Source organism: Microcella indica, from assembly GCF_013414345.1.
Classification (GTDB): domain Bacteria; phylum Actinomycetota; class Actinomycetes; order Actinomycetales; family Microbacteriaceae; genus Microcella; species Microcella indica.
The window spans coordinates 1,536,329-1,560,415 of sequence record NZ_CP058670.1; the positions used below are offsets into that span (position 1 = coordinate 1,536,329).

Below are 24,087 nucleotides of genomic sequence, written 5' to 3' on the forward strand. Positions count from 1 at the left end.
TAGGCGGGCGCCGGGGAACGAACACGACACCGCGCGCGACCGAACCCGGTTGGCCGCTCGAGCTGTGTGCCTTGCGGGGCATGTGCCGTGAGAGGCACACTCGCCCAGCGGCAATCCAAGGCCCCGCCGCCGAAGCGCTCACCAACTCTCCCTAGCGCTTCCTCTTTTCTCGGACACGCATGTTCACTTGAATCGGGGTGCCCTCGAAACCCCACACCTCGCGCAGGCGCCGGGTGATGAAGCGGCGGTATTGCGGGTCGAGGAACCCGGTCGTGAAGAGCACGAACGTCGGCGGTCGCGTCGACGCCTGCGTCGCGAAGAGGATGCGCGGCTGCTTGCCCCCGCGCACCGGGTGAGGATGCTCCGCCGTGAGCTCGCTGATGAACGCGTTGAGCTTTCCGGTCGGAATACGGGTATCCCACGACTCGAGCGCAAGCTCCAGGCCGGGTACGAGCTTCTCCAGGTGCCGACCGGTGCGCGCCGACATGTTGATGCGCGGCGCCCACGCCACGTGCGCGAGATCCTGCTCGATCTCGCGCTCCAGGTAGCGGCGGCGCTCGTCGTCGAGCAGATCCCACTTGTTGAACGCGAGCACGAGGGCGCGACCCGACTCGAGGACGAGGTCGATGATGCGCACGTCCTGCTCGCTCAGCGGCTCCGTCACGTCGAGCAGCACGACCGCGACCTCCGCCTTCTCGAGCGCGGCCGCCGTGCGCAGTGACGCGTAGAAGTCGGCACCCTGCTGCAGGTGCACGCGGCGGCGGATGCCGGCCGTGTCGACGAAGCGCCAGATGCGCCCGCCGAGCTCCACCTGCTCGTCGATCGGGTCTCGGGTCGTGCCCGCGAGCTCGTTGACGACGACGCGCTCTTCGCGCGCCGCCTTGTTGAGCAGGCTCGACTTGCCCACGTTGGGGCGGCCCAGCAGCGCGACGCGGCGGGGCCCGCCGTACTCCTCCTTCGCGACCGCCGACACGCTCGGCAGCACCGTGAGGATGTGGTCGAGCAGGTCGGCGACACCGCGGCCGTGCAGGGCCGAGACGGGCCACGGCTCGCCGAGACCGAGATTCCACAGCGCGGCGGCCTCCGGCTCCTGGCGCGCATCGTCCACCTTGTTCGCGGCGAGGATGACGGGCTTGTTCGAGCGGCGCAGCATCTTCACGACGAACTCGTCGGTCGCGGTGGCACCCGTGATGGCGTCGACGACGAAGAGCACAGCATCCGCCAGATCGACCGCGACCTCGGCCTGCGCCGCGACCGACGCGTTGATGCCCGACGCGTCGGGCTCCCAACCGCCCGTGTCGACAAGGGTGAAGCGGCGCGTGTTCCACTCCGCCTTGTACGTCACGCGGTCGCGCGTGACACCCGGAGTGTCCTCCACGACAGCCTCGCGACGGCCGAGAATGCGGTTGACGAGCGCGCTCTTGCCCACGTTGGGGCGGCCCACGATCGCGAGCACCGGCAGGGCCGGCATCGTGATGATGCCGTCCTCCCCGACGGTCGCGCCCTCGAGCAGGTCGAGGTCGTCGTCGTCGAGGTCGTAGTCGGCGAGGCCTGCGCGCAGAGCCTCAGCGCGCTTCGCCGCGAGATCCTCATCGAGGTCGGCCAGGCGCGCGGCGACCTCGCCGGCCGCCTCGGGGGCGAGCTCGGGGTAGTCGTCACCCGCGGAGTCGCGGGCGTCGTCGTCACCGGGGGTGACGGGGGTGGTGTCAGTCATGGGGTCCTTGCATGCACGATGTCGAGGAGCGCCAGCACCGTCTGCTCGAAGTCGAGGTCGGTGGAGTCGAGAGTGGTGACGCCCTCAGCGGCATTCATGAAATCCACCACGCGGGAATCCTGGGCATCCCGCGAGGCCAGCTGCTGCGCGGTCGCCTCGGCCGACACGGCGCTCAGCTCCGCCGACCTTCTCGCCATTCTAGCCTCTGCACTGGCAGTCAGCAGTACGCGCACGGCGGCGTCGGGCGCGACGACCGTCGTGATGTCGCGCCCCTCGACGATCACGCCGTCCTTCGGGTTCTCCGCCATGAGCCGACGGAACAGATCGTTGAGCCCCACCCGCACCTCGGGCACGCGCGCGACGTGGCTCACGACGGCGCTCACGCGCGGCTCGCGGATGTCGCGCGTGATCTCCTCGCCGCCGACGCGCACGAAGTAGTGCTGCGGGTCCATACCGATGGAGTAGTCGAAGTCGGCGAGGCGGGCGACCACGGCATCAGCATCCTTGGTGTCGACGCCCTCGTCGAGGCAGTGCCAGGCGAGCGCACGGTAGGCGGCCCCCGTGTCGAGGTAGGCCCAGCCGAGCCGCAGCGCGGCCTCCCTGCTGACGCTGGACTTGCCGCTGCCGGCGGGGCCGTCGACGGCCACGATGATGTCGCTCATGGGGTCTCCTTGCAGGGGTTCGGGTCGGTCGGGCTCAGCTCGCGCCGGCGATGCGCCAGCCTCGAGACTCGAGCTCGGCGATGAGGCGCTCCTCGGCCTCGGGCACGATGGAGATCTCGGCGAAGCCGATCGGCGCCCCCGGCGAGTGCTCGAGCCGCAGGTCCTCCATGTTGACGCCGAGCTCGCCGATCTCGGTGAGCAGGCGCGCCAGCTGACCGGGGGTGTCGTCGACCATGACGACGAGCTGCGCGTACCGGCGGTCCTCGCCGTGCTTGCCGGGGATGCGGGCGACTCCCGCGTTGCCGGCGCCGAGCAGGTCGGCGAGCGCGCGGCGCGCTCCCGGTGCCTCCGGCTGCTGCAGGGCGGCGATCGCGGCATCGAGGTCGTCGCGCAGCTCGCTCAGGATGCCCGCCACGGGCGCTGCATTGGCCCCGAGAATCTGCACCCACAGTCCGGGGTCGCTCGAGGCGATGCGCGTCACGTCGCGCACGCCCTGCCCGGCGAGGTCGACGGCGGCGTTGCTCGCCCCGCGCAGCCGCGCCGCCATGGCGCTCGCGACGAGCTGCGGCACGTGGCTGATGAGGGCGACGGCGCGGTCGTGGTCCTCGACGCTGAGCTCGATCGGCACGGCGCCGACGTCGAGGATGAGGTCTTCGATCGCTCCCGCCGCGCGGTAGCTGATGCCCTCGTGGCCGGCGAGAACCCAGGGCCGCCCCACGAAGAGGTCGGCGCGCGCCGAGATGGGCCCGCCTCGCTCACGCCCCGCCATGGGGTGCGTACCGAGGTAGCGGCTCACGTCGGCGCCGAGGGCGCGCAGCTCGGCGAGCACGCTGGCCTTGACGCTCGCGACGTCCGTGACGAGAGCCTCGGGATGCGCTTCCAGCTCGGCGGCCACCGTCGACGCGGTGACGTCGGGCGGCACGGCGACGACGACGAGCGCGGGGCGGTCGCCGGCCGCCGCGGGGCGCCCGGCGCCGTAGTCGACGGCGAGGCGCACGGCCGTCGGCGAGAGATCGGCGAGGGCGACGTCGACGCCCTTGGCGGTGACCGCGAGCCCGATGCTCGTGCCGAGCAGGCCAGCCCCGACGATGCGCACGTCGCCCTGCAAGCGGCGATCGTGGCCACCAGGCTGGCGCGAGCGCGGCTCGGTCATCGGGGTGCTCCGGGGTTCGTGTCGAGAGTGTCGGGGTGGTCGACGGTCGCGCGAGCTTCGGCGGCGGCGGCGTCCGTCGCATCCGACCCGCCCCGCGCCGCGCGGCTCAGGGTCAGCAGAGCGCCGCGCTCCACCTTAGTGAGGTCGCGCACCTCCCCCGCGGCGAGCGTGCCGAGGTGCAGGGGGCCGAAGGAGCGGCGCACGAGCTCGACGACGGGGTGGTCGACAGCGGCGAGCATGCGGCGCACGATGCGGTTGCGGCCGGAGTGCAGCGTGAGCTCGACCATGCTGTACCCGCCCACGGGGTTGCCGAGCATCCTCGCCGCGTCGGCCGCGATGGGACCGTCGTCGAGCTCGATGCCCTCCTTGAGCTTGCGCAGCACGGGCGCCGTCACGCTGCCGCGCACCTTGGCGATGTACGTCTTCTCAACCCCGAACCGCGGGTGGGCGAGCACGTTGGCCAGCTCGCCGTCGTTCGTGAGCAGCAGCAGCCCGCTCGTCTCGGCGTCGAGACGGCCCACGTTGTAGAGGCGCTCCTCGAAGCGGTCGGTGTACCGGCGCAGGTCGGGGCGCCCGCTCTCGTCCTTCATGGTGCTCACGACGCCCGTCGGCTTGTTGAGCATGACGTAGCGCTTGGTCGTGTCGAGCTGGATCGCGACGCCGTCGAGCGCGACCTCGTCGGTAGCGGGGTCGACGCGACGCCCCGGCTCGACGACGGGCTCGCCGTTGACGGTCACCCGGCCCTGGGCGATGTAGTCCTCGCACACGCGGCGGGAGGCGACACCGGCGGCCGCCATGACCTTCTGGAGGCGCTCCCCCGCAGGCGCATCCGGAGTCGTCGCGTCTGCGCCCGTCGACTCAGCGCCGGTCGACTCAGCGGACATCGTCGAACCCCGCACTCCCGTCGTCGAGCAGCGGTGAGATCTGGGGCAGCTCGTCGAGCGAGTTGATGCCGAGCTGCGTGAGCAGCAGGTCGGTCGTCGCGAAGTGGATGGCACCCGTCTCGCTGTCGGTGAAGGCTTCCGTGATGAGCCCGCGCCCGAGGAGCGTGCGCACGACCGAGTCGACGTTGACGGCGCGGATCGACGCGATCGCTCCGCGGCTGATGGGCTGCTTGTAGGCGATGACGGCGAGCGTCTCGAGGGCGGCCTGCGAGAGCTTCGACGGGTTCTGCGTCTGCACGTAGTCGCGCACGACGTCGTCGTACTCGCCGCGCACGTAGATGCGCCAGCCTCCGCCGACCTCGCGCAGCTCGAAGCCGCGCCGCGTCCCCGGCGTGCCCTCCTCGCTCGCCTCGCCGTCGTAGTCGGCGACGAGCGCCGCGATCGCGGCCCGCACGACGCCGACGGGCCGGCCGAGGGCGCTCGCGAGGCTCACGAGGCTCTGCGGCTCGTCGACGATCATGAGGATCGCCTCGAGGGCGCGCTCCACCTCGATGTGGTCCGGGATGCCCGGGGCCGGGGTCTCCTCGGCGCCGTTCGGCGCGCTCGCGTCGGCCGTCCCGCTCGTCGTGTCGGTCTCACTGGCCATAGTCGGCCCCCAGGTTCACGAGGTTCTCGTCGCTCCAGTTCTCGGCCGTCCACCGCACGGTGAGCTCGCCGAGCGGCTCGAGCTGCTCGAAGCCGACGGCGGCGTGCCGGTACAGCTCGAGCAGGGCGAGGAAGCGCGCGACGATGACGCCCTTGCCCTCGGCGCCCGCGATGAGCTGGCGGAACGACACGGGGTCGCCGCGCCGCAGAAGGGCGACGACGTGCGCCGCCTGCTCGCGCACGGAGATGAGCGGGGCGTGCAGGTGGTCGAGGCCGACGAGGGGGATCTCGCGCGGCGTGAGGGCGAGCAGCGCGAGCGCCGCGAAGTCGTCGAGGCTGAGCGTCCACTGCAGCTCGGGCGTGCGCTGCCGGTACTGGTCCTCGAGCCGCACGGAGCGCACGTGGCGGCGGCTCTCCGCCTCGAACCGCTCGGCGAACCACGCGCTCGCCTCCTTGAAGGCGCGGTACTGCAGCAGTCGCGCGAAGAGCAGGTCGCGCGCTTCGAGCAGGGCGACGTCCTCCGCGTCGACGAGCTCGCCCTGGGGCAGGAGGCTCGCGATCTTGAGGTCGAGCAGCGTCACGGCGATGACGAGGAACTCGCTCGCCTCGTCGAGGTGGTCCTCCGCTTCGAGGGCGCGCAGGTAGGCGAGGAACTCGTCCGTCACGGCGCTGAGGCTCAGCTCGGTGATGTCGCGCTCGCGCTTGGTGATGAGGCTCAGCAGCAGGTCGAACGGACCGTCGAAGTCGTCGAGGGTGACGCGGAACCCGCGCGGAGCATCCTCGACAGAAGCCTCTGCCGCCGCGACAGCGCCCTCCGCGACGGTCGGCTCAGGCGACCTGGCCACGGGCGATCAGCTCTCGAGCCAGCTGGCGGTAGGCGGCGGCGGCCGGGTGGTCGGGGGCGAAGCTCGTGATGGGGGCGCCGGCGACGGTCGCGTCGGGGAACTTCACGGTGCGGCCGATGACCGTCTCGAGCACCTTCTCGCCGAACACTTCGACGACGCGCTCGAGCACCTCGCGGCTGTGGAGCGTGCGCGCGTCGTACATGGTGGCGAGGATGCCGTCGAGCTGCACGGCGGGGTTGAGGCGGTCGCGCACCTTGTCGATCGTCTCCACGAGCAGGGCGACGCCGCGCAGGGCGAAGTACTCGCACTCGAGCGGGATGAGCACGCCGTGCGCCGCCGTGAGCGCGTTGACCGTGAGGAGGCCGAGGCTCGGCTGGCAGTCGATGAGGATGACGTCGTAGTCGTCGACGACGGGGGCGAGCACGCGGGCGAGGATCTGCTCGCGCGCCACCTCGTTGACGAGGTGCACTTCGGCGGCGCTCAGGTCGATGTTGGCCGGGATGAGATCCAGACCCTTGGTCTTGGTCGCCTGGACGGCCTTGCGCGCGTCCTTCTCCTTGCCGAGCAGCAGGTCGTAGATGGTGACGACGTCGTGGCTCGGCATGCCGAGGCCCGCCGAGAGGGCGCCCTGCGGGTCGAAGTCGATGACGAGGGTGCGGCGGCCGTAGTCGGCGAGCGCCGCGCCGAGGCTGATGGTCGTCGTCGTCTTGCCGACGCCGCCCTTCTGGTTGCACAGGGCGATGATGCGCGCGGGGCCGTGGCCGCTGAGCGGCGGCGGCTCGGGCCATTCGCGCAGCGCGCGGCCGGTCGGGCCCTGCACCATGTCGTCGAAGCCCGGCAGTGCCGACTCGTCTGACCTCTCCCCACTCATAGCGCCCCAGTCTAGTGACCGCGGGCTGTGCCGCCGGGCGGCGCTCCGCACGCGCGTGGTTGACTGCTCGACATCGGCCGAGGAGCTCGCACAGCGCGCCGGGCAGGCAACCGGGGATGCTCAGCTCGAGGTCGAACGCACCCACCCGCGCGGCGAGCGCCGCGGCCTGCCGCCCGCGTACGAGAAGTCCTCACGCGCGCCTTCCACAACTTCGGAGTGAGGTGAGTGTCGTTCGCACCCACTCAAGATTGTGGAAGCGTGCCGCGGTCGGGTGGCCGGTGACGCGACGCCTCGGACCGCGGCTCCCCTGCGTGGTTGACTGATGGATATGGACGGGGAGCCTGGGGCAGCTGAGCGACCGCGAGCTCCAGCGGCTCGCCTACGCGCGCACGTCCACCCCTGAGCAGCAGGCACGAGCATCCGCCGCGGGCGAGGAACTCGCTCGACGCGCCGCGAGAGCCACGACCCTCGAACCCGCACCGCCCGGCGTGACCGGGGAGACGGGAACAGACGAGGGCCCTGCAACGCAGGATGGTGGGGCGAAGGACGGTGCGGTGCAGGATGGCGCGGTGCAGGTCGGCTCGGCAGAGCACCCCGACCTGCCGCCGGAGCGGGCCCACAGCCGGCGGATGCGCGCTGTCGGCCTTACGGGGTTCTCCTCGCAGCCCTCGCCCTCCCCACCATCGCGTGGGCGCTCACTCTGCCGAACCCCGACCCTCTCGCGATCTTCGACGGGCAGCAGGACCCGGCCGATATCGCGCTGCTGACCGAGCTCATCGGGCCGGACGCGATCGCGGCGATCACCTCGGGGCCGCAGCTCGTGCGGCTCGACGGCGACATCGTCGCGATCGCCTTCCGCGCCTCGACCGTGCCCGACGGCCGCAGCACCGACTGGGACGCCTACTGCCTCCTCACCACGCGCGACCCCGAATCCGAGGAGGAGAGTAGACGGATGATCGCCGGCAACTGCGTGACGCCGGAGCGTTTCGAGGCACAGGGAGTCATCGCCGCAGGCGGAACCGTCGGCGAGGAGAACCGCTCCACCGTCGACGCCGTGGTCTGGGGCCCTGAGGGCGGTCCGCGCCGCGAGCGGGACCTCGCGATCGAGACGCTGGAATGGGGCGGCAGCGTGACAGACGCCCTCGCCTACGGCGGACTCCAGTCAAGGGCCGGCGCCGCGACACCCGACATCGACGGTGTCGAGCGCCTCGTCATGGGTCCGGCCCAGATCGCGTCGTCGAGCACGCGCGACGGCCGCACTCTCAGCGTCAGCGCCTACCTCATCGACAGCGCCGTCGAGGGCACCCAGGGCCTCGCGCCGGAGTACTGCCTGCTCGTGACCGCGGACGACGAGACGTCGACCGAGTGCGCGGCGCTGCCGATCGTGGAGCGGGAGGGCGTGAGCGTGCAGTCCAGCAGCCCGCGCGAGAACTGGCTCGTCGAGGTCGGCCCCGACGGCTCCATCTGCTTCGACGGTTTCTAGGAGCGAGCCGGGTTCTCAGAGCGAGCCGGGTTCTCAGAGCAGGCCGGGTTCGCGGAGCAGGCCGGGCGCGCTACAGCGCCCGCGGGTGCGCCGTCGCCCACGCCTCGCGCACGGCATCCGCCGTCACGAGCGTGTACAGCTGCGTCGTCGCGACGGAGGCGTGCCCGAGCAGCTCCTGCACGACGCGCACGTCGGCGCCGCCCTCCAGCAGGTGGGTCGCGAAGGAGTGCCGCAGGGTGTGCGGAGACAACTCCGCGGTGAGGGATGCCCGCGCCGCAGCATCCCGGATCACCAACCACACGCTCTGCCGCGACAGCGCCGCCCCGCGCGCGCCCAGGAACAGGGCGGGCGTCGACGAGCCCTGCCGTGCGAGCAGCGGCCGCGCCCGCACGAGGTACGCCTCGAGCGCCTCGCGCGCGTAGCGACCCAGCGGCACGATGCGCTGCTTGCGCCCCTTGCCGAACAGCCGTACGGCCTCCCCCACCGCACCGTCGTCGCCGAGCACGTCGTCCACCGCGAGGTCAACGGCCTCGCTCACGCGCGCCCCCGTCGCGTACAGCAGCTCGAGCAGGGCGCGGTCGCGCAGCCGCAACGGGTCGTCGCCCGCGCACGCCTCCAGCAGACGCTCGACCTCGTCGATGCTGATCGCCTTCGGCAGGCGGCGCGGCTGCTTCGGCGGGCGCTGCTCGGCCGACACGTCACGGTCGGCGAGACCCTCCTCGACGAGGAAGCGATGCCAGCCGCGCGCGCTCGACAGCATGCGCGCCGCCGTCGACGGTGCTACCCCCGGCGACCCGTCGGCGGGCGCCCGCACCGCGGCGACGAACGCCGACACGTCGGCCTCGCCGATGTCGCCCGGCTGCTCGATGCCGCGCCAGCGCAGGTGCTCGGCGTAGCGCGCCAGGTCACGCCGGTACGCCGACACGGTGTGCGGCGAGCGCCCGCGCTCGAGCGCGACGTGCCGCACGTACCGCTCGATCGCCCGCTCGACCGCCGAGGGTGCTCGCTCATTCGGGCTCGCGGCCGTGGAACCCGGCGTTTCGCTGCTCGCGCGCGGCGTGTCGCGCTCCCCGCCCGCACGAGCGACCACCGTCACTCCCGCGTGCGGCGTGCGTGCTCGGCGAGGACCGCCGCGAGGAAGATGCCGTTGTGCACGCGCCCGGCGAGCACCGCGTCGACCGCGGCGGCGAGCGGCACCCAGCGCGGCACGATGTCGGCCTCCTCCGCCTCGCGCGCGAACACCTCGTCCGTCGCGGTCAGATCGGTCGCGCGGAACACGTGGATCACCTCGTCCGACCCGCCCGGCGAGGTGTGCAGAGTGATGAGCGGCTCCCACGAGGCGGCCACGAGATCGGCCTCCTCGGCGAGCTCGCGCTGCGCCGCCTCGAGCGGCGGCTCCCCCTCGACGTCGAGCAGCCCCGCCGGCAGCTCCCAATTGCGCATCTGGATGGGGTGCCGGTACTGCTGGATGGTGAGAACGCGGTCCGACTCGTCGATCACGAGCACGGCGACCGCTCCGGGATGCTCCATGAACTCCCGCGTGAGGGTCACGTCTCCGTACGCGAAATCCTCGCGACGGATGTCCCACACGACGCCGTCGAAGGCGACATCGCTGCGCAGCACCTCGACGCTGTGCGCCTCGTCTCGGAGCTCCCGGGCATCCTCACCCCGAGCATCCACGACCGCCGCATCGTCACCCGCAGCGTCGGCGCTCACGCGGCCGAACCCGCCTCGTCGTCGAACAGGCGCGAGGCCTTCTGGCGCGCGATCGCCGCGTCGATGAGGCCACGGAACAGCGGGTGCGCCGCTGTCGGCCGCGACCGCAGCTCGGGGTGCGCCTGGGTCGCCACGTAGAACGGATGCACCTCGCGCGGCAGCTCCACGTACTCGACGAGGGAGCCGTCGGGGCTCGTGCCCGAGAAGGTCAGACCCGCCGCCGCGATCTGCTCGCGGTAGGCGTTGTTGACCTCGTAGCGGTGGCGGTGGCGCTCGTGCGAGACGTGCGAGCCGTACAGCTCGGCGACGATCGAGCCGGGGGCGAGCGCCGCCTCGTACAGGCCGAGGCGCATCGTGCCTCCCATGTCGCCTGCCGCGATGATGTCGACCTGCTCGGCCATCGTCGCGATCACCGGGTACTCGGTGTCGGGGTCGAACTCGCTGCTGGACGCGCCCGGCAGGCCCGCGACGTTGCGCGCGTACTCGACGACCATGCACTGCAGGCCCAGGCACAGACCGAGCACGGGAATCTCGTTCTCGCGCGCGAACCGCAGGGCGCCGAGCTTGCCCTCGATGCCGCGCACGCCGAAGCCGCCGGGAACGCACATGCCGTCGAGCTCCGACAGGTGGCGGGCGGCGCCCTCGGGCGACTCGCACTCGTCGGAGGGGATCCAGCGGATCGCGACCTTCGCCTGGTGCGCGAAGCCGCCGGCCCGCAGCGCCTCGGTGACGGAGAGGTAGGCGTCGGGCAGGTCGATGTACTTGCCGACGAGGCCGATCGTGACCTCGCGCTTGGGCTCGTGCACCGCCGTGAGCAGATCCTTCCACCCGTCCCACACGACGTCGCCGGCGACGAGGTCGAGCTGGTCCATGATGTAGGCGTCGAGCCCCTGGCTGTGCAGCATCGACGGGATGTCGTAGATGGAGGGCACGTCGACGGCGTTGACGACCGCGGCCTCCTCCACGTCGCACATGAGGGCGATCTTGCGGCGGTTGCCGCTCGACACGGGCCGGTCGCTGCGCAGCACGAGCGCGTCAGGCTGGATGCCGATCGAGCGCAGCATCGCGACGGAGTGCTGCGTGGGCTTCGTCTTCTGCTCGCCGCTCGCGTTCATGAACGGCACGAGCGAGACGTGCACGAAGAAGACGTTCTTGCGGCCGAGCTCGTGGCGCACCTGGCGCGCGGACTCGATGAACGGCTGCGACTCGATGTCGCCGACCGTGCCGCCGATCTCGGTGATGATGACGTCGGGCTTCGGGTCGTCCTGCGCCTGCAGGCGCATGCGGCGCTTGATCTCGTCGGTGATGTGCGGAATGACCTGCACGGTGTCGCCGAGGTACTCGCCACGCCGCTCCTTCGCGATGACCTCCGAGTAGATCTGCCCGGTCGTGACGTTCGCCGCCTGGCTGAGGTTGAGGTCGAGGAACCGCTCGTAGTGGCCGATGTCGAGGTCGGTCTCCGCCCCGTCGTCGGTCACGAAGACCTCGCCGTGCTGGAAGGGGTTCATCGTGCCGGGGTCGACGTTGAGGTACGGGTCGAGCTTCTGCATGACGACGCGCAGGCCGCGCGCGGTGAGCAGGTTGCCGAGACTCGCGGCGGTGAGGCCCTTGCCCAGGGAGGAGACGACACCCCCGGTCACGAAGATGTGCTTGGTGACGTGCTCGAAGTCTCGCCCGTCAGAACCTGTCTCAGAAGTGTCCGCCACGGGGTTTCATCGTATCCGACTTGCGGGCCGACGGCTCCCGACGCGCGCACCGCTCCCGTCGGCACCCTCCCGGGCCCTCCCCCGGAGAGGGGATTCTGCGCTCGGGATCGGTGAGGCATCATCGAGGGTGAGTCTGGTGCTGCGGTCTCGGAGACCTGCCTGCCCTCGTCACTCGACGCACTGGCCTGACCCCAGATTTTCGGTCCGTTCGTTATGAGAGTCGTCTTGTTGCCCCGCTCGTCGGGGAGGAAGACTGGATTCATCATGACCACGAGAAGGCGCCGGCACACGCCGGAACAGATCGTTCGCAAGCTCGGCATCGCTGACCGTGTCCTGGCCGATGGCGGCGACGTTGCAGCTGCCTGCCGGGAGCTCGGCGTGTCGGAGCAGACCTACTACCGGTGGCGCAACCAATACGGCGGCCTGAAAGCAGAAGACGCGAAACGGCTCAAAGAGCTCGAGAAACAGAACGCGACCTTGAAGCGACTGCTGGCTGAGGCGGAGCTGGAGAAGGCGGCGTTGAAGGAGCTGGCAGAGGGAAACTTTTAGGCCCGGGCAGACGCCGCGCCGCGATCCGTCACTTGCTGAGCGTGTTCGACATCAGTGAGCGGATGGCGTGTCGTCTGGTCGGGCTGAGCAGATCGGCCTGGCGCCGACCCTTGGTCTCGGAGACCTGCGCCGACCCAGACGCTGCATTGCGGACGTGGCTGCGAGCGTGGGCGAAGACTCATCCTCGGCGCGGCTACCGCAACGCCCACGCCGACGCCGTCGGTGAGGGCTGGGTGGTGAACGTCAAGAAGATCCAACGGCTCTGGCGTGAGGAAGGCCTGCGGGTGATCGTGCGTCGTCGCCGCAAACGCGTCGGCGCCTCCACCGCTGAACCTATCCCGGCTGACGCGCCTAACACGGTGTGGGCGGTGGATTTCCAGTTCGATGCCACCGAGAACGGTCGCAACCTGAAGATCGCCTCGATCATCGATGAGCACACCCGCGAATGCGTCGGCGGGCTCGTGGAGCGCTCGATCACCGCCGACCGGCTCGTGGACGAACTGGAGCGCATCGTCGCCCACCGTGGCCTGCCGACTGTGTTGCGGTGCGACAACGGGCCCGAGTTCGTCTCCCAAACCCTCGCCGACTGGGCGAACGACTCGGTGGGGATCTCCTACATTCCGCCGGGCCAGCCGTGGCGCAACGGCTACGTGGAATCGTTCAACTCCCGCATTCGCGACGAGTGTTTGAACCTGAACAGTTTCTACAGCCTGCACCATGCCCGGGTCGTGATCGGCGACTGGAAAAGGGACTACAACCATGGCCGTCGCCACTCCGCGCTCGGCTACCGGACCCCGGCGGCCTATGCTCGGGACTGCACGCATCGAAACCCGTGACGACTCCCAAACGGCGTGGACCGAAACACGGGGTCAGGCCAGCACCACCAGGAGGGAGCCACGTGATGCTCGCCCACGCCACCGCGCCGCGCACCGCCCAGCGGTCGCGGCCATCCGTGCCGACCCCCGATGGTGGCTTCACGCTCATCGAGCTCCTCGTCGTCGTGATCATCGTCGGCATCCTCGCCGCCGTCGCCGTGCCGATCTTCATCGGCCAGCAGAATCAGGCGCACAATGCGGTCGCGACGAGCGACCTGGTGAACATTCGCACGGCCCTCGTCGCCTACTCGGTGGAGCACGAGGGCAGCTACACGAGCGACGCCAACGATCTCGCCGACTACGGCTTCGCCACCTCGACGACCGCCGCGCCCGTCATCACGATCGCCGCCGGTCGCTTCTGCATCGACGCGACGTCTGACTCGTCGGCGACGTTCTTCGTCACCGACGACGCCACCGTCCAGTCGGGCACGTGCGCGACGAGCGGAGACCCCGACTTCACGTCGTGATGCAGAGTGAGAGCGGGCGTACGCTGGGCGCATGATGCGCAGGCACTCGCTCACCGCCTCCGCGACACTGCTGGGGGTGCTGCTGATGGCGGGATGCGCGGGCTCGGGCGGCACGCCCACCTCCGTCGCTCTCTCCGACGAGCAGGGCATACCGTCCGACGCCCCGGTGAGCGAGCCGTGGAACGACTCCGACTGGCGCGGCGAACCGCTCGCGTGGGTCTCCGACGGCGGCGACACCCTCACGGTCGTCACCTTCGGCAGCTCGTCCTGCCCCTACATCGCCGTGCGCATCGAGATGCTCACCGCGAGGCAGCTCGCGATCGACTTCGAGAAGGGGCCAGCCGAAGCCTGCACCGACGATCTGGCGCCCCGCACGCACGTGTTCGCCGTACCGGAGGGTGTCGACGCCGCCTCGGCAGGCCTCGAGGTGGAGATCTCGCTCGCCGATACCGCATTCGGGCCGGCCGAGCCCACGGTGGTGAGTGTGCCGGTCCTGCCGCTGGGGAGCGCGGCTCCTGAGGACCAGGCCGAGGAGCCCGTCGACTCGATCGCCCTCGAGGTCATCCGCGGCACTCCCGCCGGCATCGAGCTCGACGAGGCCGACCTCGAGCGCGGTGAGCCGCTCGCGTTCTGGGGCGAGGCCCGCGAGACGATCCACGTCGTGACGTGGGGCAGTTCGGGCTGCCCGCCGATCGCCCGCAGCCTCCAGCCTGCGGAGCCGGGCATCCTCGTGCTCGACTTCGCGCCGAACCCCGCCGAGTTCTGCACGGCCGACTTCGCGCCCACGACGCACGTGCTCGCCACGCCCGAGGGAATCACCACGGACGGCATCGACACTGACGACCTCGCCCTCGCAGTCACGATCGAGGAGCGCGACGGAACGGTGGCCGAGTTCCGCGTACCGGTGCGCGGCTGAGCGCGCGCGGGCGGGGCGGCAGTAGAGCGGCAGCGGTGCCGGGCCGCGGCTAGCTGCCGACGAGCTCGCGCGCCGTCTCGAGCAGCTCGCGCGCGTGCGTGAGACCCGTCTCGCTGTCGGGCAGGCCGCTCAGCAGTCGCGCCATCTCGGCGACGCGCTCCTCGCCGCCGAGCTGCTGCACGCTCGACGCCGTGACGGTGCCCGCGCTGTCTTTGACGACGCGCAGGTGGTTGGTGGCGAAGGCCGCCACTTGCGCAAGGTGGGTGACGACGATGACCTGCGAGCTCTGCGCGAGGCGTGCGAGGCGCCGCCCGATCTCGATCGCGCTCGCGCCGCCGACGCCCGCGTCGACCTCGTCGAAGATGAACGTCGGCACGGGGTCGGTCGCGGCGATGACGACCTCGAGCGCGAGCATGACGCGCGACAGCTCTCCCCCGGAGGCACCGCGCCCGAGGGGTCGCGGTTCGGCTCCGGGATGCGGCTGCAGCAGGATCGCGACCTGGTCGCGCCCGCTCAGCGTGTGCTCCTCGCGCGTGGTGACGTCGACCGTGATGCGGGCTCCGCTCATCGCGAGGGCCGCGAGCTCGCCCGTCACGCGCTCGGAGAGCCGGATGCCGGCCGTGCGGCGCAGGTCGCTGAGTCGATCGGCGAGCTCGCTCACGCGCGCGCGGTCGGCGTCGACCTCGCGCCGCAGGGCGTCGATGCGATCGCTGTCCTGGTCGAGTTCGAGCAGGCGGCTGCTGCCCGAGTCGAGGTAGTCGATGACCTCGTCGAGGCTCGGCCCGTACTTGCGCATGAGGGCGGCGAGCTCGGCGCGGCGCTCCTGCACCGTCTCGAGCTCGCGCCCGCCGTCGGTGTCGAGCGAGGCGAGGTAGCTCGCGAGCTGCGTCGCGAGCTCGCCGACGACGAAGCCCGCGTTGGCGATCGACTCGGCGATGGGCTCGAGTGCCGGGTCATGCCCCGAGACGCGGTCGATCGTGCGGCGAGCCGTCTCGAGCAGGGCGACGGCGTCTCGTGCCTCGTCGAGGCTCTCGGAGGAGATGAGCTCGTGCGCCTGCGCAGCGGCGAGTCGCAGGTCCTCCACGTTGGTGAGGCGCTCGGCGCGAGCGGTGAGCTCGTCGTCCTCGCCGCGGCGCGGCGCAGCCTCCTCGATCTCCGTCATCGCGGCGCGCAGATCCTCCGCCTCACGAGCGCGGCGGTCGCGGTCGGCGACGAGCACGTCGAGCTCGGACTGCGCGTCCATCCAACGGCGGAAGACCTCCTGGTAGTCGCCGAGCACGTGCGCGAGCTCGGGCCCGGCGAAGCGGTCGAGAGCCTCGCGCTGCGCCGTCGACGACTTGAGCCGCACCTGGTCGCTCTGCCCGTGCACGACGACGAGCTGCTGCCCGATCTCGTTGAGCACGCCCACGGGGGTCGAGCGCCCGCCGACCACGGCGCGCGAGCGGCCCTCCTGCGAGATCGAGCGGCTGAGGATGAGCGCACCCTCGTCGAGGTCTCCCCCGGCATCCCGCACGCGGTCGGCGACAGCGCCGCGCTCGTCGATGCTCCAGTGCCCTTCGACGAGGGCCTGACCGCTGCCCGAGCGGATCGCGCCCGTGTCGGCGCGGTCGCCGAGCAGGAGGCCGAGGGCGGTGACGACCATGGTCTTGCCGGCGCCCGTCTCGCCCGTGAGCGCCGTGAAGCCGGGCCCGAGGGGAAGCCGTGCCTCGCCGATGACGCCGAGGTGGCGGATGGAGATCTCTTCGATCACGAGTCGCGGGCCTCCTCATCGATGGGGCCCCGCCAGCCGGTGGTCGGCAGGGCGAACTTGTTGACGAGCCGGTCGGTGAACGGGCCCGTGTGCAGGCGCGCGAGGCGCACCGGCGTGGGTGAGCGGCGCGAGATCACGCGCGCCCCCGTGGGCAGCTCAAAGGCGCGGCGGCCGTCGCACCACAGCACTCCCGTGCCCTGCGTGCGATCGAGCACCTCGACCGCGAGAGAGGAGTCGGGCCCCACGACGATGGGCCGCGCGAACAGCGCGTGCGCGCTGAGCGGCACGAGCAGCATCGCGTCCAGGCTCGGCCACACGATGGGGCCGCCGGCGGAGAACGCGTATGCGGTCGAGCCGGTCGGCGTCGACATGACGACGCCGTCGCAGCCGAAGCTCGAGAGCGGACGACCATCGACCTCGATGACCACCTCGAGCATCCGCTCGCGGCTCGCCTTCTCGACCGTCGCCTCGTTGAGCGCCCACGTCTCGTAGATGACCTCGCCACCGAGCTTGACGCGCACGGCGAGCGTCATGCGCTCCTCGACGAGGTAGTCGCGGTCGAGCGCGCGGTCGAGGGCGGCCGTGAGGTCGTCGCGCTCGCTCTCGGCGAGGAAGCCGACGTGCCCGAGATTGACGCCGAGGAGGGGCGCCGAGCCTCCGCGGGCGAGCTCCGCGGCGCGCAGGATCGTGCCGTCGCCGCCGAGCACGATGACGAGCTCGAGCTCGCCGACGGCGACGTCGCGCCCGAGGACGCGCACGTCGTCGACCTCGGCGGCGACCCGCAGCTCCTCCGCCGAGTCTTCGGCGACGACGGCGACGAAGCCGGCATCGCGAATGTGGTGCACGGCGCGCACGGCGGCCGCGAGCGACTCGGCGCGGCCGGTGTGGGCGACGACGAGAAGGTGGCGGTCGGCGGTCACGAGGACTCCTGGGTGCTGCGGTCTGCGGTGCTGCGGTCAGGGGTGGTGCTGCTGTCGGGGGTGGTGCTGCTCTCAGACCCCGCGGGCGTGCGCGAGAGCATCCACGTGCTCCCTCCATTGTGTCGGACTCCGACCGACAGTCGGCCGGAAGACCGCGAGAAACTCCAGATTGCCGTGCACACCCGCCAGTGGGGAGGGGGCGATCGTGTCGGCGGCGAGTCCGACGTCGTGCGCCGCCCACAGCACGCTCATGATCGCCTCCGCGCGCTCGTCGGCATCACGCACGACCCCTTCGCGGATGCCCTGCCGACCCACCTCGAACTGCGGCTTGATCAGCAGAACGAGCGGCACCGCGGTGCCGACGGTGGCGACGATCGCCGGCAGCACGAGCGTGAGGGAGATGAAGCTCAGGTCGCCCACGACGAGGTCGGGCCGCTCGGCGACCCCGCTCACCGTCGCCAGGCGCTCGGCGGTGAGGGCGCGAGCGTTCTCCCCCTCGACGACGACGACATGCGCGTCGGCACGCAGCAGCGGGTCGAGCTGACCGTGCCCCACGTCGAGCGCGATGACCTGCCGCGCGCCGCGCTCGAGCAGCACCTGCGTGAAGCCCCCGGTCGAGGCGCCGAGGTCGAGTACGAGGGCTCCCTCGATCTCGAGCGGGGCGCCTCCGCGCGCGGTCGCGTCGAGGGCGGCGACGAGCTTGTGCGCGGCGCGGCTGACGTACCCGTCGTCGGCGTCGATCGTGAGCGCAGCATCCTCCGAGACGGGATGCGCGGGCTTGACCACCGCGCGCCCGTCGACCCGCACGCGACCCGCCTCGATCGCTGCGCGGGCGGCGGTGCGGGATCGCGCGAGCCCGCGCGACACGAGTGCGACGTCGAGTCGCGTGCTCACGCCGTGCGCGTCGGCTCGACGCCCGGAGCGTCGGTCGCGTCGAGCTCCGCCCTCAGCTCGTCGTGCAGCTGGCGGAACGCCGCAGCCCGATCCGCGAGGGGTCGCTCCTCGATGAGGGCGAGTCGCGAGAGCAGGCCGTCGTCCGCCTCGGCGACCTGGCTCGACTCATCGGCTCTCGAGCCGCCAGAGGTCGGCGCCTCGACCTGCGCCGACATCATCGCCTCGCCGTCGCCGTCGCCGTCCATGGTCACGAGCGTATCGCGAGCTCGCGCAACTGCTCGTCGACGTCGAGCCCGAAGATCTGCAGGCCTGAGGCGTGGATGACGGCCGCGCCGGCGCGGAGCAGATCGAGCGGATCGCCCGCCCGGGCGACGCGCACCACGTGCTGCTTCATGCGCACGACGGCCTTGCCGACCTCGACCGTGCGCACGCCGTCCTCGACGCTCTCCCGCGCCTCCGGATACGGCTCGAAGAGCTGCCGCAGGTCGGTGAGGATGTAGTCGGGATGCTGGCCGGCGGGCGCCGCGAGCACCTGCTTGGCGCGGTCGATGCCCGTGAGCACGAGCGCGGTCGCCATGCCGGCGCGGTTGCCGCCGAGGATGTCCGTGTCGAGGCGGTCGCCCACGACGAGGGCGTTGCGAGCCCCGAACCGCTCGGCTGCGACGTCGAAGATGGGCTTCTCCGGCTTGCCGGCGAAGACGGGCAGGCGACCCACGGCGAGGTGCACGGCCGAGACGAGAGTGCCGTTTCCGGGCGCGATGCCCCGCGCGACGGGGATGGTCCAGTCGGTGTTGGTCGCCACCCACGGAATGCCGGTGTGCAGGGCGAACGACGCCTCGGCCAGGTGCTCCCAACCGACGTGCGGCGCGAACCCTTGAATGACGGCCGCGGGGTCGTCCTCCGCGGAGCGCGTCACCGTGAACCCCGCGTTCTCGACCTCGCTCACGAGGCCGTCGCCCCCGACGACGAGGATGCGCGAGCCGGGCTCCACGAGATCTGCGAGCACGCGCACCGCGGCCTGCGGGCTCGTCACCACATCGCTCGCGGCGACGGAGAGACCGAGCTCTCTCAAGTGCTCGGCGACGGCCTCGTCGGTGCGAGAGGCGTTGTTGGTGATGTAGCCGACCCGCACGCTCTCCGCAGCGCGCGTGATGCTCTCGACCGCGTGCGGGATCGCCCCCGGCCCCGTGTAGACGACGCCGTCGAGGTCGAGGAGCAGAGCATCCCGCTCGGTGAGCGGCGCGGGCCGACGCTTACCGAGCGGCATCGTCGCCCTCCGCAGCACCAGCTTCTTCCTCGACGATCTCGATGGTGTCCTCGTCGGGCGTCGCGCCGCCGGCCGCAGCAATGGCCGCGGCGGCGACGTCGGCCCGACGTGCCCACTCGTCCGCCTCCTCCTCGCGCCCGAGCTCGGCGAGGACGACAGCGTAGGAGTCGAAGAGGGCGGGACTGTAGCGGTAGGCGGTCGTCGGGTCGAGCTGCGGAATCTCGAGCTCGAGCAGTGCCTGTTCGGTCTGCCCGAGGTCGAGGCGCGCGCCCGACATCGCGATCGCGAGCTCGACCCGCGCGGCTTCCGTCAGTGTTGCGCGGTCGACCGAGCGCGCGAGCTCGAGCGCCTTCTCCGGGCGCCCGAGACCTCGCTCGCAGTCGACCATGAGCGGCAGCTGCTCGTTCGAGCCGGAGATGCGACGGTACGTGCGCAGCTCGCGCAGCGCGAGCGCGAAGTCGCCGTTCGCGTAGGCCGTGATGGCGTACGTCTCGCGTGCCACCGCGATGCGGCCTGCGCGACGCGCAGCGGCCGCCGCGTGCCGATGGGCGAGCGCGGGGTCGTCGTCGATCAGCTCGGCCGCCATGACGAGGTGCTGCGCCACGCGGTCGGCATTCTCCTTCGCGAGCGTGCGCAGCTCGTTGCGCGCGTGGCGGTCGAGCTCCTTGCCGGTGACGTGCTCGGGAACCGGCGGGTCGTCGTGCCGCGGGCGGTCGTTGTCGCCTTCCGGGCGGCCCGGGCGATCCGGTCGGGATGCGCCCGCCGGCCGCGGGCCGCGGTAGCCCGCGCCATCGCGCCGCGGCGCACCGTCGCGCTGAGGTGCCCCGCCACGTCGCGCCGCACCCTCACGGGCGGGCGCGCCGTCTCGGCGAGGGGCAGCACCGTCTCGGCGCGGGGCAGCGCCATCGCGCTTCGGAGCATCGTCGCGACGGGGTGCGCCGTCGCGCTTCGGCCGGTCGTCGCGCCGTGGACGATCGGGGCGTTCAGCCATGGGTGACTCCCTGGGTTCGAGACTCGTCAACCACGCGGTGAGGTCGACGAGCGTGCTGGTGCGTTAACGCAAAATGGCCACCCATCACTGGGTGGCCATCTCACAAAGAAGTCCGGCGGTGTCCTACTCTCCCACGAGGTCCCCCTCGCAGTACCATCGGCGCAGAAGGTCTTAGCTTCCGGGTTCGGAATGTAACCGGGCGTTTCCCCTTCGCTATGGCCGCCGAAACACTATTGATTTATCAATCGTTTACGGACAGACATGCAGAGCACTGTTCTCACAGCGATCCTGTCTGAGCGTAGTTCTCGACCGTAAATCGAGAACCACAAAGTGGACGCGAGCAGCAAACTCATTCCCCTCACAAGGAGGGAGGTTGTTGTCAAGTTATCGGCTTATTAGTACGGGTCAGCTGCGAGGGTCTTTAGTCCCCTCTTCCACATCCCGCCTATCAACCCAGTCGTCTGGCTGGGAGCCTCTCACCATAAATGGTATGGAAGTCTCATCTTGAGGCCGGCTTCCCGCTTAGATGCTTTCAGCGGTTATCCATCCCGAACGTAGCTAATCAGCGGTGCTCCTGGCGGAACAACTGACACACCAGAGGTTCGTCCAACCCGGTCCTCTCGTACTAGGGTCAGATCCTCTCAAACTTCCTGCGCGCGCAGCGGATAGGGACCGAACTGTCTCACGACGTTCTAAACCCAGCTCGCGTACCGCTTTAATGGGCGAACAGCCCAACCCTTGGGACCTACTCCAGCCCCAGGATGCGACGAGCCGACATCGAGGTGCCAAACCATGCCGTCGATATGGACTCTTGGGCAAGATCAGCCTGTTATCCCCGAGGTACCTTTTATCCGTTGAGCGACAGCGCTTCCACAAGCCACTGCCGGATCACTAGTCCCGACTTTCGTCCCTGCTCGACCTGTCAGTCTCACAGTCAAGCTCCCTTGTGCACTTACACTCGACACCTGATTGCCAACCAGGTTGAGGGAACCTTTGGGCGCCTCCGTTACTTTTTGGGAGGCAACCGCCCCAGTTAAACTACCCACCAGGCACTGTCCCTGAACCGGATTACGGTTCGAAGTTAGATATCCAGAGTGACCAGAGTGGTATTTCAACAATGACTCCACGAACACTAGCGTGCCCGCTTCACAGTCTCCCACCTATCCTACACAAGCCACACCGAACACCAATACCAAGCTGTAGTAAAGGTCACGGGGTCTTTCCGTCCTGCTGCGCGTAACGAGCATCTTTACTCGTAGTGCAATTTCGCCGAGTTCGCGGTTGAGACAGCTGGGAAGTCGTTACGCCATTCGTGCAGGTCGGAACTTACCCGACAAGGAATTTCGCTACCTTAGGATGGTTATAGTTACCACCGCCGTTTACTGGGGCTTAAATTCAGAGCTTCGCTTGCGCTAACCCTTCCTCTTAACCTTCCAGCACCGGGCAGGCGTCAGTCCGTATACATCGTCTTGCGACTTAGCACGGACCTGTGTTTTTAGTAAACAGTCGCTTCCCACTGGTCTCTGCGGCCTTCAACGCTCCGGGAGTAAATCCCTTCACGAATCCGGCCCCCCTTCTCCCGAAGTTACGGGGGCATTTTGCCGAGTTCCTTAACCACGATTCTCTCGATCTCCTTGGTATTCTCTACCTGACCACCTGAGTCGGTTTGGGGTACGGGTGACTAGAACCTCGCGTCGATGCTTTTCTCGGCAGCATAGGATCACTGATTTCCCCCGTGAGGGGTACGCATCGGATCTCAGGCTATGTGAACGACGGATTTGCCTATCGTTCGCCCTACATCCTTACACCGGGACAACCATCGCCCGGCTCAGCTACCTTCCTGCGTCACACCTGTTAATACGCTAGCCGCACCAGCGTAGGGTCGAGTGCTAGCCCCGGCGCTCCTCCCCGAAGGGATCGGTCACCGGTATTCGGACTCTTAGCATTACTGGATTAGCTTGGGCGGTTCTTCGTCAGTACGGGAATATCAACCCGTTGTCCATCGACTACGCCTGTCGGCCTCGCCTTAGGTCCCGACTTACCCAGGGCGGATTAACCTGGCCCTGGAACCCTTGGTCTTTCGGAGGACGGGTTTCTCACCCGTCTTTCGCTACTCATGCCTGCATTCTCACTCGTGTGGCCTCCACGGCTGGTTCACACCGCCGCTTCTCTGGCCACACGACGCTCTCCTACCGATCCGCACGGCTGGACCACGAAGGCCTACCTATTATGCGAATCCTACGACTTCGGTGGTGTGCTTGAGCCCCGTTACATTGTCGGCGCGGAATCACTTGACCAGTGAGCTATTACGCACTCTTTCAAGGGTGGCTGCTTCTAAGCCAACCTCCTGGTTGTCTATGCAACTCCACATCCTTTCCCACTTAGCACACGCTTAGGGACCTTAGTCGGTAGTCTGGGTTGTTTCCCTCTCGACAATGAAGCTTATCCCCCACTGTCTCACTGCTGCGCTCTCACTTACCGGCATTCGGAGTTTGGCTGACGTCAGTAACCTTTTGGGGCCCATCGGCCATCCAGTAGCTCTACCTCCGGCAAGAAACACGCAACGCTGCACCTAAATGCATTTCGGAGAGAACCAGCTATCACGAAGTTTGATTGGCCTTTCACCCCTATCCACAGCTCATCCCCTCAGTTTTCAACCTAAGTGGGTTCGGTCCTCCACGACGTCTTACCGTCGCTTCAACCTGGCCATGGATAGATCACTTCGCTTCGGGTCTAGGACATGCGACTGAATCGCCCTATTCAGACTCGCTTTCGCTACGGCTACCCCTCTCGGGTTAACCTCGCCACATATCGCTAACTCGCAGGCTCATTCTTCAAAAGGCACGCCGTCACAGCTACTAGGGCTGCTCCGACGGTTTGTAAGCAAACGGTTTCAGGTACTATTTCACTCCCCTCCCGGGGTACTTTTCACCTTTCCCTCACGGTACTTGTCCGCTATCGGTCATCTGGGAGTATTTAGGCTTATCAGGTGGTCCTGACAGATTCACACGGGATTTCTCGGGCCCCGTGCTACTTGGGATACTCTCCGGGCCATTACGACATTTCGACTACGGGGCTGGCACCCTCTGTGGCTGGCCTTTCAAGACCATTCGTCTATATCGCGCTGTAACCCTTACTGCTCGGCAGAGCAGCGGGAAAGTCCCACAACCCCGACCATGCAACGCCTGCCGGCTATCACACATGATCGGTTTAGCCTGATCCGCGTTCGCTCGCCACTACTGACGGAATCACTGTTGTTTTCTCTTCCTGTGGGTACTGAGATGTTTCACTTCCCCACGTTCCCTCTACCCGCCCTATATATTCAGGCGGGAGTCACTGGGTCGCACAAGTACGCCCAGCGGGGTTTCCCCATTCGGAAATCCTCGGCTCAAAGCTCGCTTATCAGCTCCCCGAGGCTTATCGCAGATTGCTACGTCCTTCTTCGGCTCCAGATGCCAAGGCATCCACCGTTTGCTCTTAGAAACTTGACTACATGAGTTTGAATCGATCGTGCATCTCGCGCCCGAAGGCGTTCGACGCAGACCAATGATCTATATCTCTTTCGAGATGTTTGATCGTAGATCCGAGGTCTTGCGACCTCAGTTCTAAGATGCTCGCGTCCACTGTGTAGTTCTCAACATACGGTCGGTACCGCTCCTGTCGACGACTCCGAAGAGTACTGTCTAGTCGATCAGATCGCGGTCCGAGGAATCGTGTCTCGAGGTCACCCTCGAGGCCCGGTCCCTCAGGACCCAACAGCGTGCATGTGGCCAGCTCCT

The 24,087-nt window shown here is 69.1% G+C and carries 19 protein-coding genes, 2 rRNA genes and 1 pseudogene; 4 read left to right on the forward strand and 18 right to left on the reverse strand.

Annotated elements, in window-relative coordinates:
- Positions 1-151: 151 nt before the first annotated feature.
- From der to HUJ41_RS07530, 7 genes are read right to left on the reverse strand one after another with little or no spacing between them, the layout of a single operon-like run.
- On the reverse strand, positions 152-1,714 hold the full coding sequence (gene der / locus HUJ41_RS07500) for a ribosome biogenesis GTPase Der (RefSeq protein ID WP_179872037.1): 1,563 nt from the start codon (positions 1,712-1,714) through the stop codon (positions 152-154).
- A complete protein-coding gene (gene cmk, locus HUJ41_RS07505; RefSeq protein ID WP_179872038.1) occupies positions 1,711-2,376 on the reverse strand; it encodes a (d)CMP kinase in 666 nt (221 codons plus the stop codon). Before cmk ends, der begins: the two co-directional genes overlap by 4 nt.
- A 34-nt stretch (positions 2,377-2,410) precedes the next feature.
- Positions 2,411-3,529 (reverse strand): prephenate dehydrogenase, encoded by a 1,119-nt coding sequence (locus HUJ41_RS07510; protein WP_179872039.1) that lies wholly within the window; start codon positions 3,527-3,529, stop codon positions 2,411-2,413.
- Complete coding sequence (locus tag HUJ41_RS07515) at positions 3,526-4,413, reverse strand: pseudouridine synthase (RefSeq protein WP_179872040.1); 888 nt, start codon at positions 4,411-4,413, stop codon at positions 3,526-3,528. The genes HUJ41_RS07510 and HUJ41_RS07515 overlap by 4 nt, the downstream gene beginning before the upstream one ends.
- On the reverse strand, positions 4,403-5,059 hold the full coding sequence (scpB, locus tag HUJ41_RS07520; protein WP_179872041.1) for an SMC-Scp complex subunit ScpB: 657 nt from the start codon (positions 5,057-5,059) through the stop codon (positions 4,403-4,405). The genes HUJ41_RS07515 and scpB overlap by 11 nt, the downstream gene beginning before the upstream one ends.
- Positions 5,049-5,903 carry a segregation and condensation protein A gene (locus HUJ41_RS07525; RefSeq protein WP_179872042.1) on the reverse strand — a complete coding sequence of 285 codons (855 nt, stop codon included), beginning with the start codon at positions 5,901-5,903 and terminating at the stop codon, positions 5,049-5,051. Before HUJ41_RS07525 ends, scpB begins: the two co-directional genes overlap by 11 nt.
- Positions 5,887-6,774, reverse strand: coding sequence for a ParA family protein (locus HUJ41_RS07530; protein ID WP_152583736.1), 888 nt, complete (start codon positions 6,772-6,774; stop codon positions 5,887-5,889). The genes HUJ41_RS07525 and HUJ41_RS07530 overlap by 17 nt, the downstream gene beginning before the upstream one ends.
- 820 nt (positions 6,775-7,594) lie before the next feature.
- Between HUJ41_RS07530 and HUJ41_RS07535 the strand changes: the two genes are divergently transcribed.
- Positions 7,595-8,257 (forward strand): hypothetical protein, encoded by a 663-nt coding sequence (locus HUJ41_RS07535; protein ID WP_179872043.1) that lies wholly within the window; start codon positions 7,595-7,597, stop codon positions 8,255-8,257.
- A 70-nt stretch (positions 8,258-8,327) separates the two neighbouring features.
- Here the strand turns inward: HUJ41_RS07535 and xerD are convergent, their stop codons facing one another.
- The 3 genes from xerD to pyrG are packed head-to-tail and all read right to left on the reverse strand — an operon-like array spanning position 8,328 to position 11,679.
- The gene (xerD, locus tag HUJ41_RS07540) at positions 8,328-9,347 is read right to left on the reverse strand and encodes a site-specific tyrosine recombinase XerD (protein WP_179872044.1); all 1,020 of its coding nucleotides are present in this window, start codon (positions 9,345-9,347) and stop codon (positions 8,328-8,330) included.
- A gap of 2 nt (positions 9,348-9,349) precedes the next feature.
- A complete protein-coding gene (locus tag HUJ41_RS07545) occupies positions 9,350-9,973 on the reverse strand; it encodes an NUDIX domain-containing protein (protein ID WP_246299189.1) in 624 nt (207 codons plus the stop codon).
- Positions 9,970-11,679 carry a CTP synthase gene (gene pyrG / locus HUJ41_RS07550; RefSeq protein ID WP_179872045.1) on the reverse strand — a complete coding sequence of 570 codons (1,710 nt, stop codon included), beginning with the start codon at positions 11,677-11,679 and terminating at the stop codon, positions 9,970-9,972. The genes HUJ41_RS07545 and pyrG overlap by 4 nt, the downstream gene beginning before the upstream one ends.
- A 264-nt stretch (positions 11,680-11,943) precedes the next feature.
- Here pyrG and HUJ41_RS07555 point away from each other — a divergent pair.
- The 3 genes and pseudogenes from HUJ41_RS07555 to HUJ41_RS07565 form a co-directional block, all read left to right on the forward strand.
- A pseudogene (locus HUJ41_RS07555) lies at positions 11,944-13,089 on the forward strand (IS3 family transposase); the annotation flags it as partial.
- A gap of 40 nt (positions 13,090-13,129) precedes the next feature.
- Positions 13,130-13,570 (forward strand): type IV pilin protein, encoded by a 441-nt coding sequence (locus HUJ41_RS07560; protein ID WP_179873929.1) that lies wholly within the window; start codon positions 13,130-13,132, stop codon positions 13,568-13,570.
- A gap of 31 nt (positions 13,571-13,601) precedes the next feature.
- Entirely contained in the window at positions 13,602-14,486 is an 885-nt protein-coding gene (locus HUJ41_RS07565) for a hypothetical protein (protein ID WP_179872046.1), read from the forward strand.
- A 49-nt stretch (positions 14,487-14,535) separates the two neighbouring features.
- Here the strand turns inward: HUJ41_RS07565 and recN are convergent, their stop codons facing one another.
- From recN to HUJ41_RS07605, 8 genes are all read right to left on the reverse strand, one after another.
- The gene (gene recN, locus HUJ41_RS07570; protein WP_179872047.1) at positions 14,536-16,236 is read right to left on the reverse strand and encodes a DNA repair protein RecN; all 1,701 of its coding nucleotides are present in this window, start codon (positions 16,234-16,236) and stop codon (positions 14,536-14,538) included.
- Positions 16,233-17,156 (reverse strand): NAD kinase, encoded by a 924-nt coding sequence (locus HUJ41_RS07575; protein ID WP_179872048.1) that lies wholly within the window; start codon positions 17,154-17,156, stop codon positions 16,233-16,235. The genes recN and HUJ41_RS07575 overlap by 4 nt, the downstream gene beginning before the upstream one ends.
- Positions 17,157-17,228: 72 nt before the next feature.
- The gene (locus tag HUJ41_RS07580) at positions 17,229-18,050 is read right to left on the reverse strand and encodes a TlyA family RNA methyltransferase (protein WP_179872049.1); all 822 of its coding nucleotides are present in this window, start codon (positions 18,048-18,050) and stop codon (positions 17,229-17,231) included.
- Entirely contained in the window at positions 18,047-18,295 is a 249-nt protein-coding gene (locus tag HUJ41_RS07585; protein ID WP_179872050.1) for a hypothetical protein, read from the reverse strand. Before HUJ41_RS07585 ends, HUJ41_RS07580 begins: the two co-directional genes overlap by 4 nt.
- 2 nt (positions 18,296-18,297) lie before the next feature.
- Complete coding sequence (locus HUJ41_RS07590) at positions 18,298-19,317, reverse strand: HAD-IIA family hydrolase (protein WP_179872051.1); 1,020 nt, start codon at positions 19,315-19,317, stop codon at positions 18,298-18,300.
- Complete coding sequence (locus tag HUJ41_RS07595; protein ID WP_179872052.1) at positions 19,304-20,308, reverse strand: hypothetical protein; 1,005 nt, start codon at positions 20,306-20,308, stop codon at positions 19,304-19,306. Before HUJ41_RS07595 ends, HUJ41_RS07590 begins: the two co-directional genes overlap by 14 nt.
- A gap of 110 nt (positions 20,309-20,418) precedes the next feature.
- A 5S ribosomal RNA gene (gene rrf, locus HUJ41_RS07600) occupies positions 20,419-20,535 on the reverse strand.
- A gap of 148 nt (positions 20,536-20,683) precedes the next feature.
- Positions 20,684-23,799: ribosomal RNA gene (locus HUJ41_RS07605) — 23S ribosomal RNA — on the reverse strand.
- Positions 23,800-24,087 lie beyond the last annotated feature (288 nt).

Bases quoted from the DNA above. Each gene is read 5' to 3' on its own strand.
- der (WP_179872037.1), bottom strand. From the start codon at position 1,714: ATGACTGACACCACCCCCGTCACCCCCGGTGACGACGACGCCCGCGAC.
- cmk (WP_179872038.1), bottom strand. From the start codon at position 2,376: ATGAGCGACATCATCGTGGCCGTCGACGGCCCCGCCGGCAGCGGCAAG.
- HUJ41_RS07510 (WP_179872039.1), bottom strand. From the start codon at position 3,529: ATGACCGAGCCGCGCTCGCGCCAGCCTGGTGGCCACGATCGCCGCTTG.
- HUJ41_RS07515 (WP_179872040.1), bottom strand. From the start codon at position 4,413: ATGTCCGCTGAGTCGACCGGCGCTGAGTCGACGGGCGCAGACGCGACG.
- scpB (WP_179872041.1), bottom strand. From the start codon at position 5,059: ATGGCCAGTGAGACCGACACGACGAGCGGGACGGCCGACGCGAGCGCG.
- HUJ41_RS07530 (WP_152583736.1), bottom strand. From the start codon at position 6,774: ATGAGTGGGGAGAGGTCAGACGAGTCGGCACTGCCGGGCTTCGACGAC.
- HUJ41_RS07560 (WP_179873929.1), top strand. From the start codon at position 13,130: ATGCTCGCCCACGCCACCGCGCCGCGCACCGCCCAGCGGTCGCGGCCA.
- HUJ41_RS07565 (WP_179872046.1), top strand. From the start codon at position 13,602: ATGATGCGCAGGCACTCGCTCACCGCCTCCGCGACACTGCTGGGGGTG.
- HUJ41_RS07585 (WP_179872050.1), bottom strand. From the start codon at position 18,295: ATGGACGGCGACGGCGACGGCGAGGCGATGATGTCGGCGCAGGTCGAG.
- HUJ41_RS07590 (WP_179872051.1), bottom strand. From the start codon at position 19,317: ATGCCGCTCGGTAAGCGTCGGCCCGCGCCGCTCACCGAGCGGGATGCT.
- HUJ41_RS07595 (WP_179872052.1), bottom strand. From the start codon at position 20,308: ATGGCTGAACGCCCCGATCGTCCACGGCGCGACGACCGGCCGAAGCGC.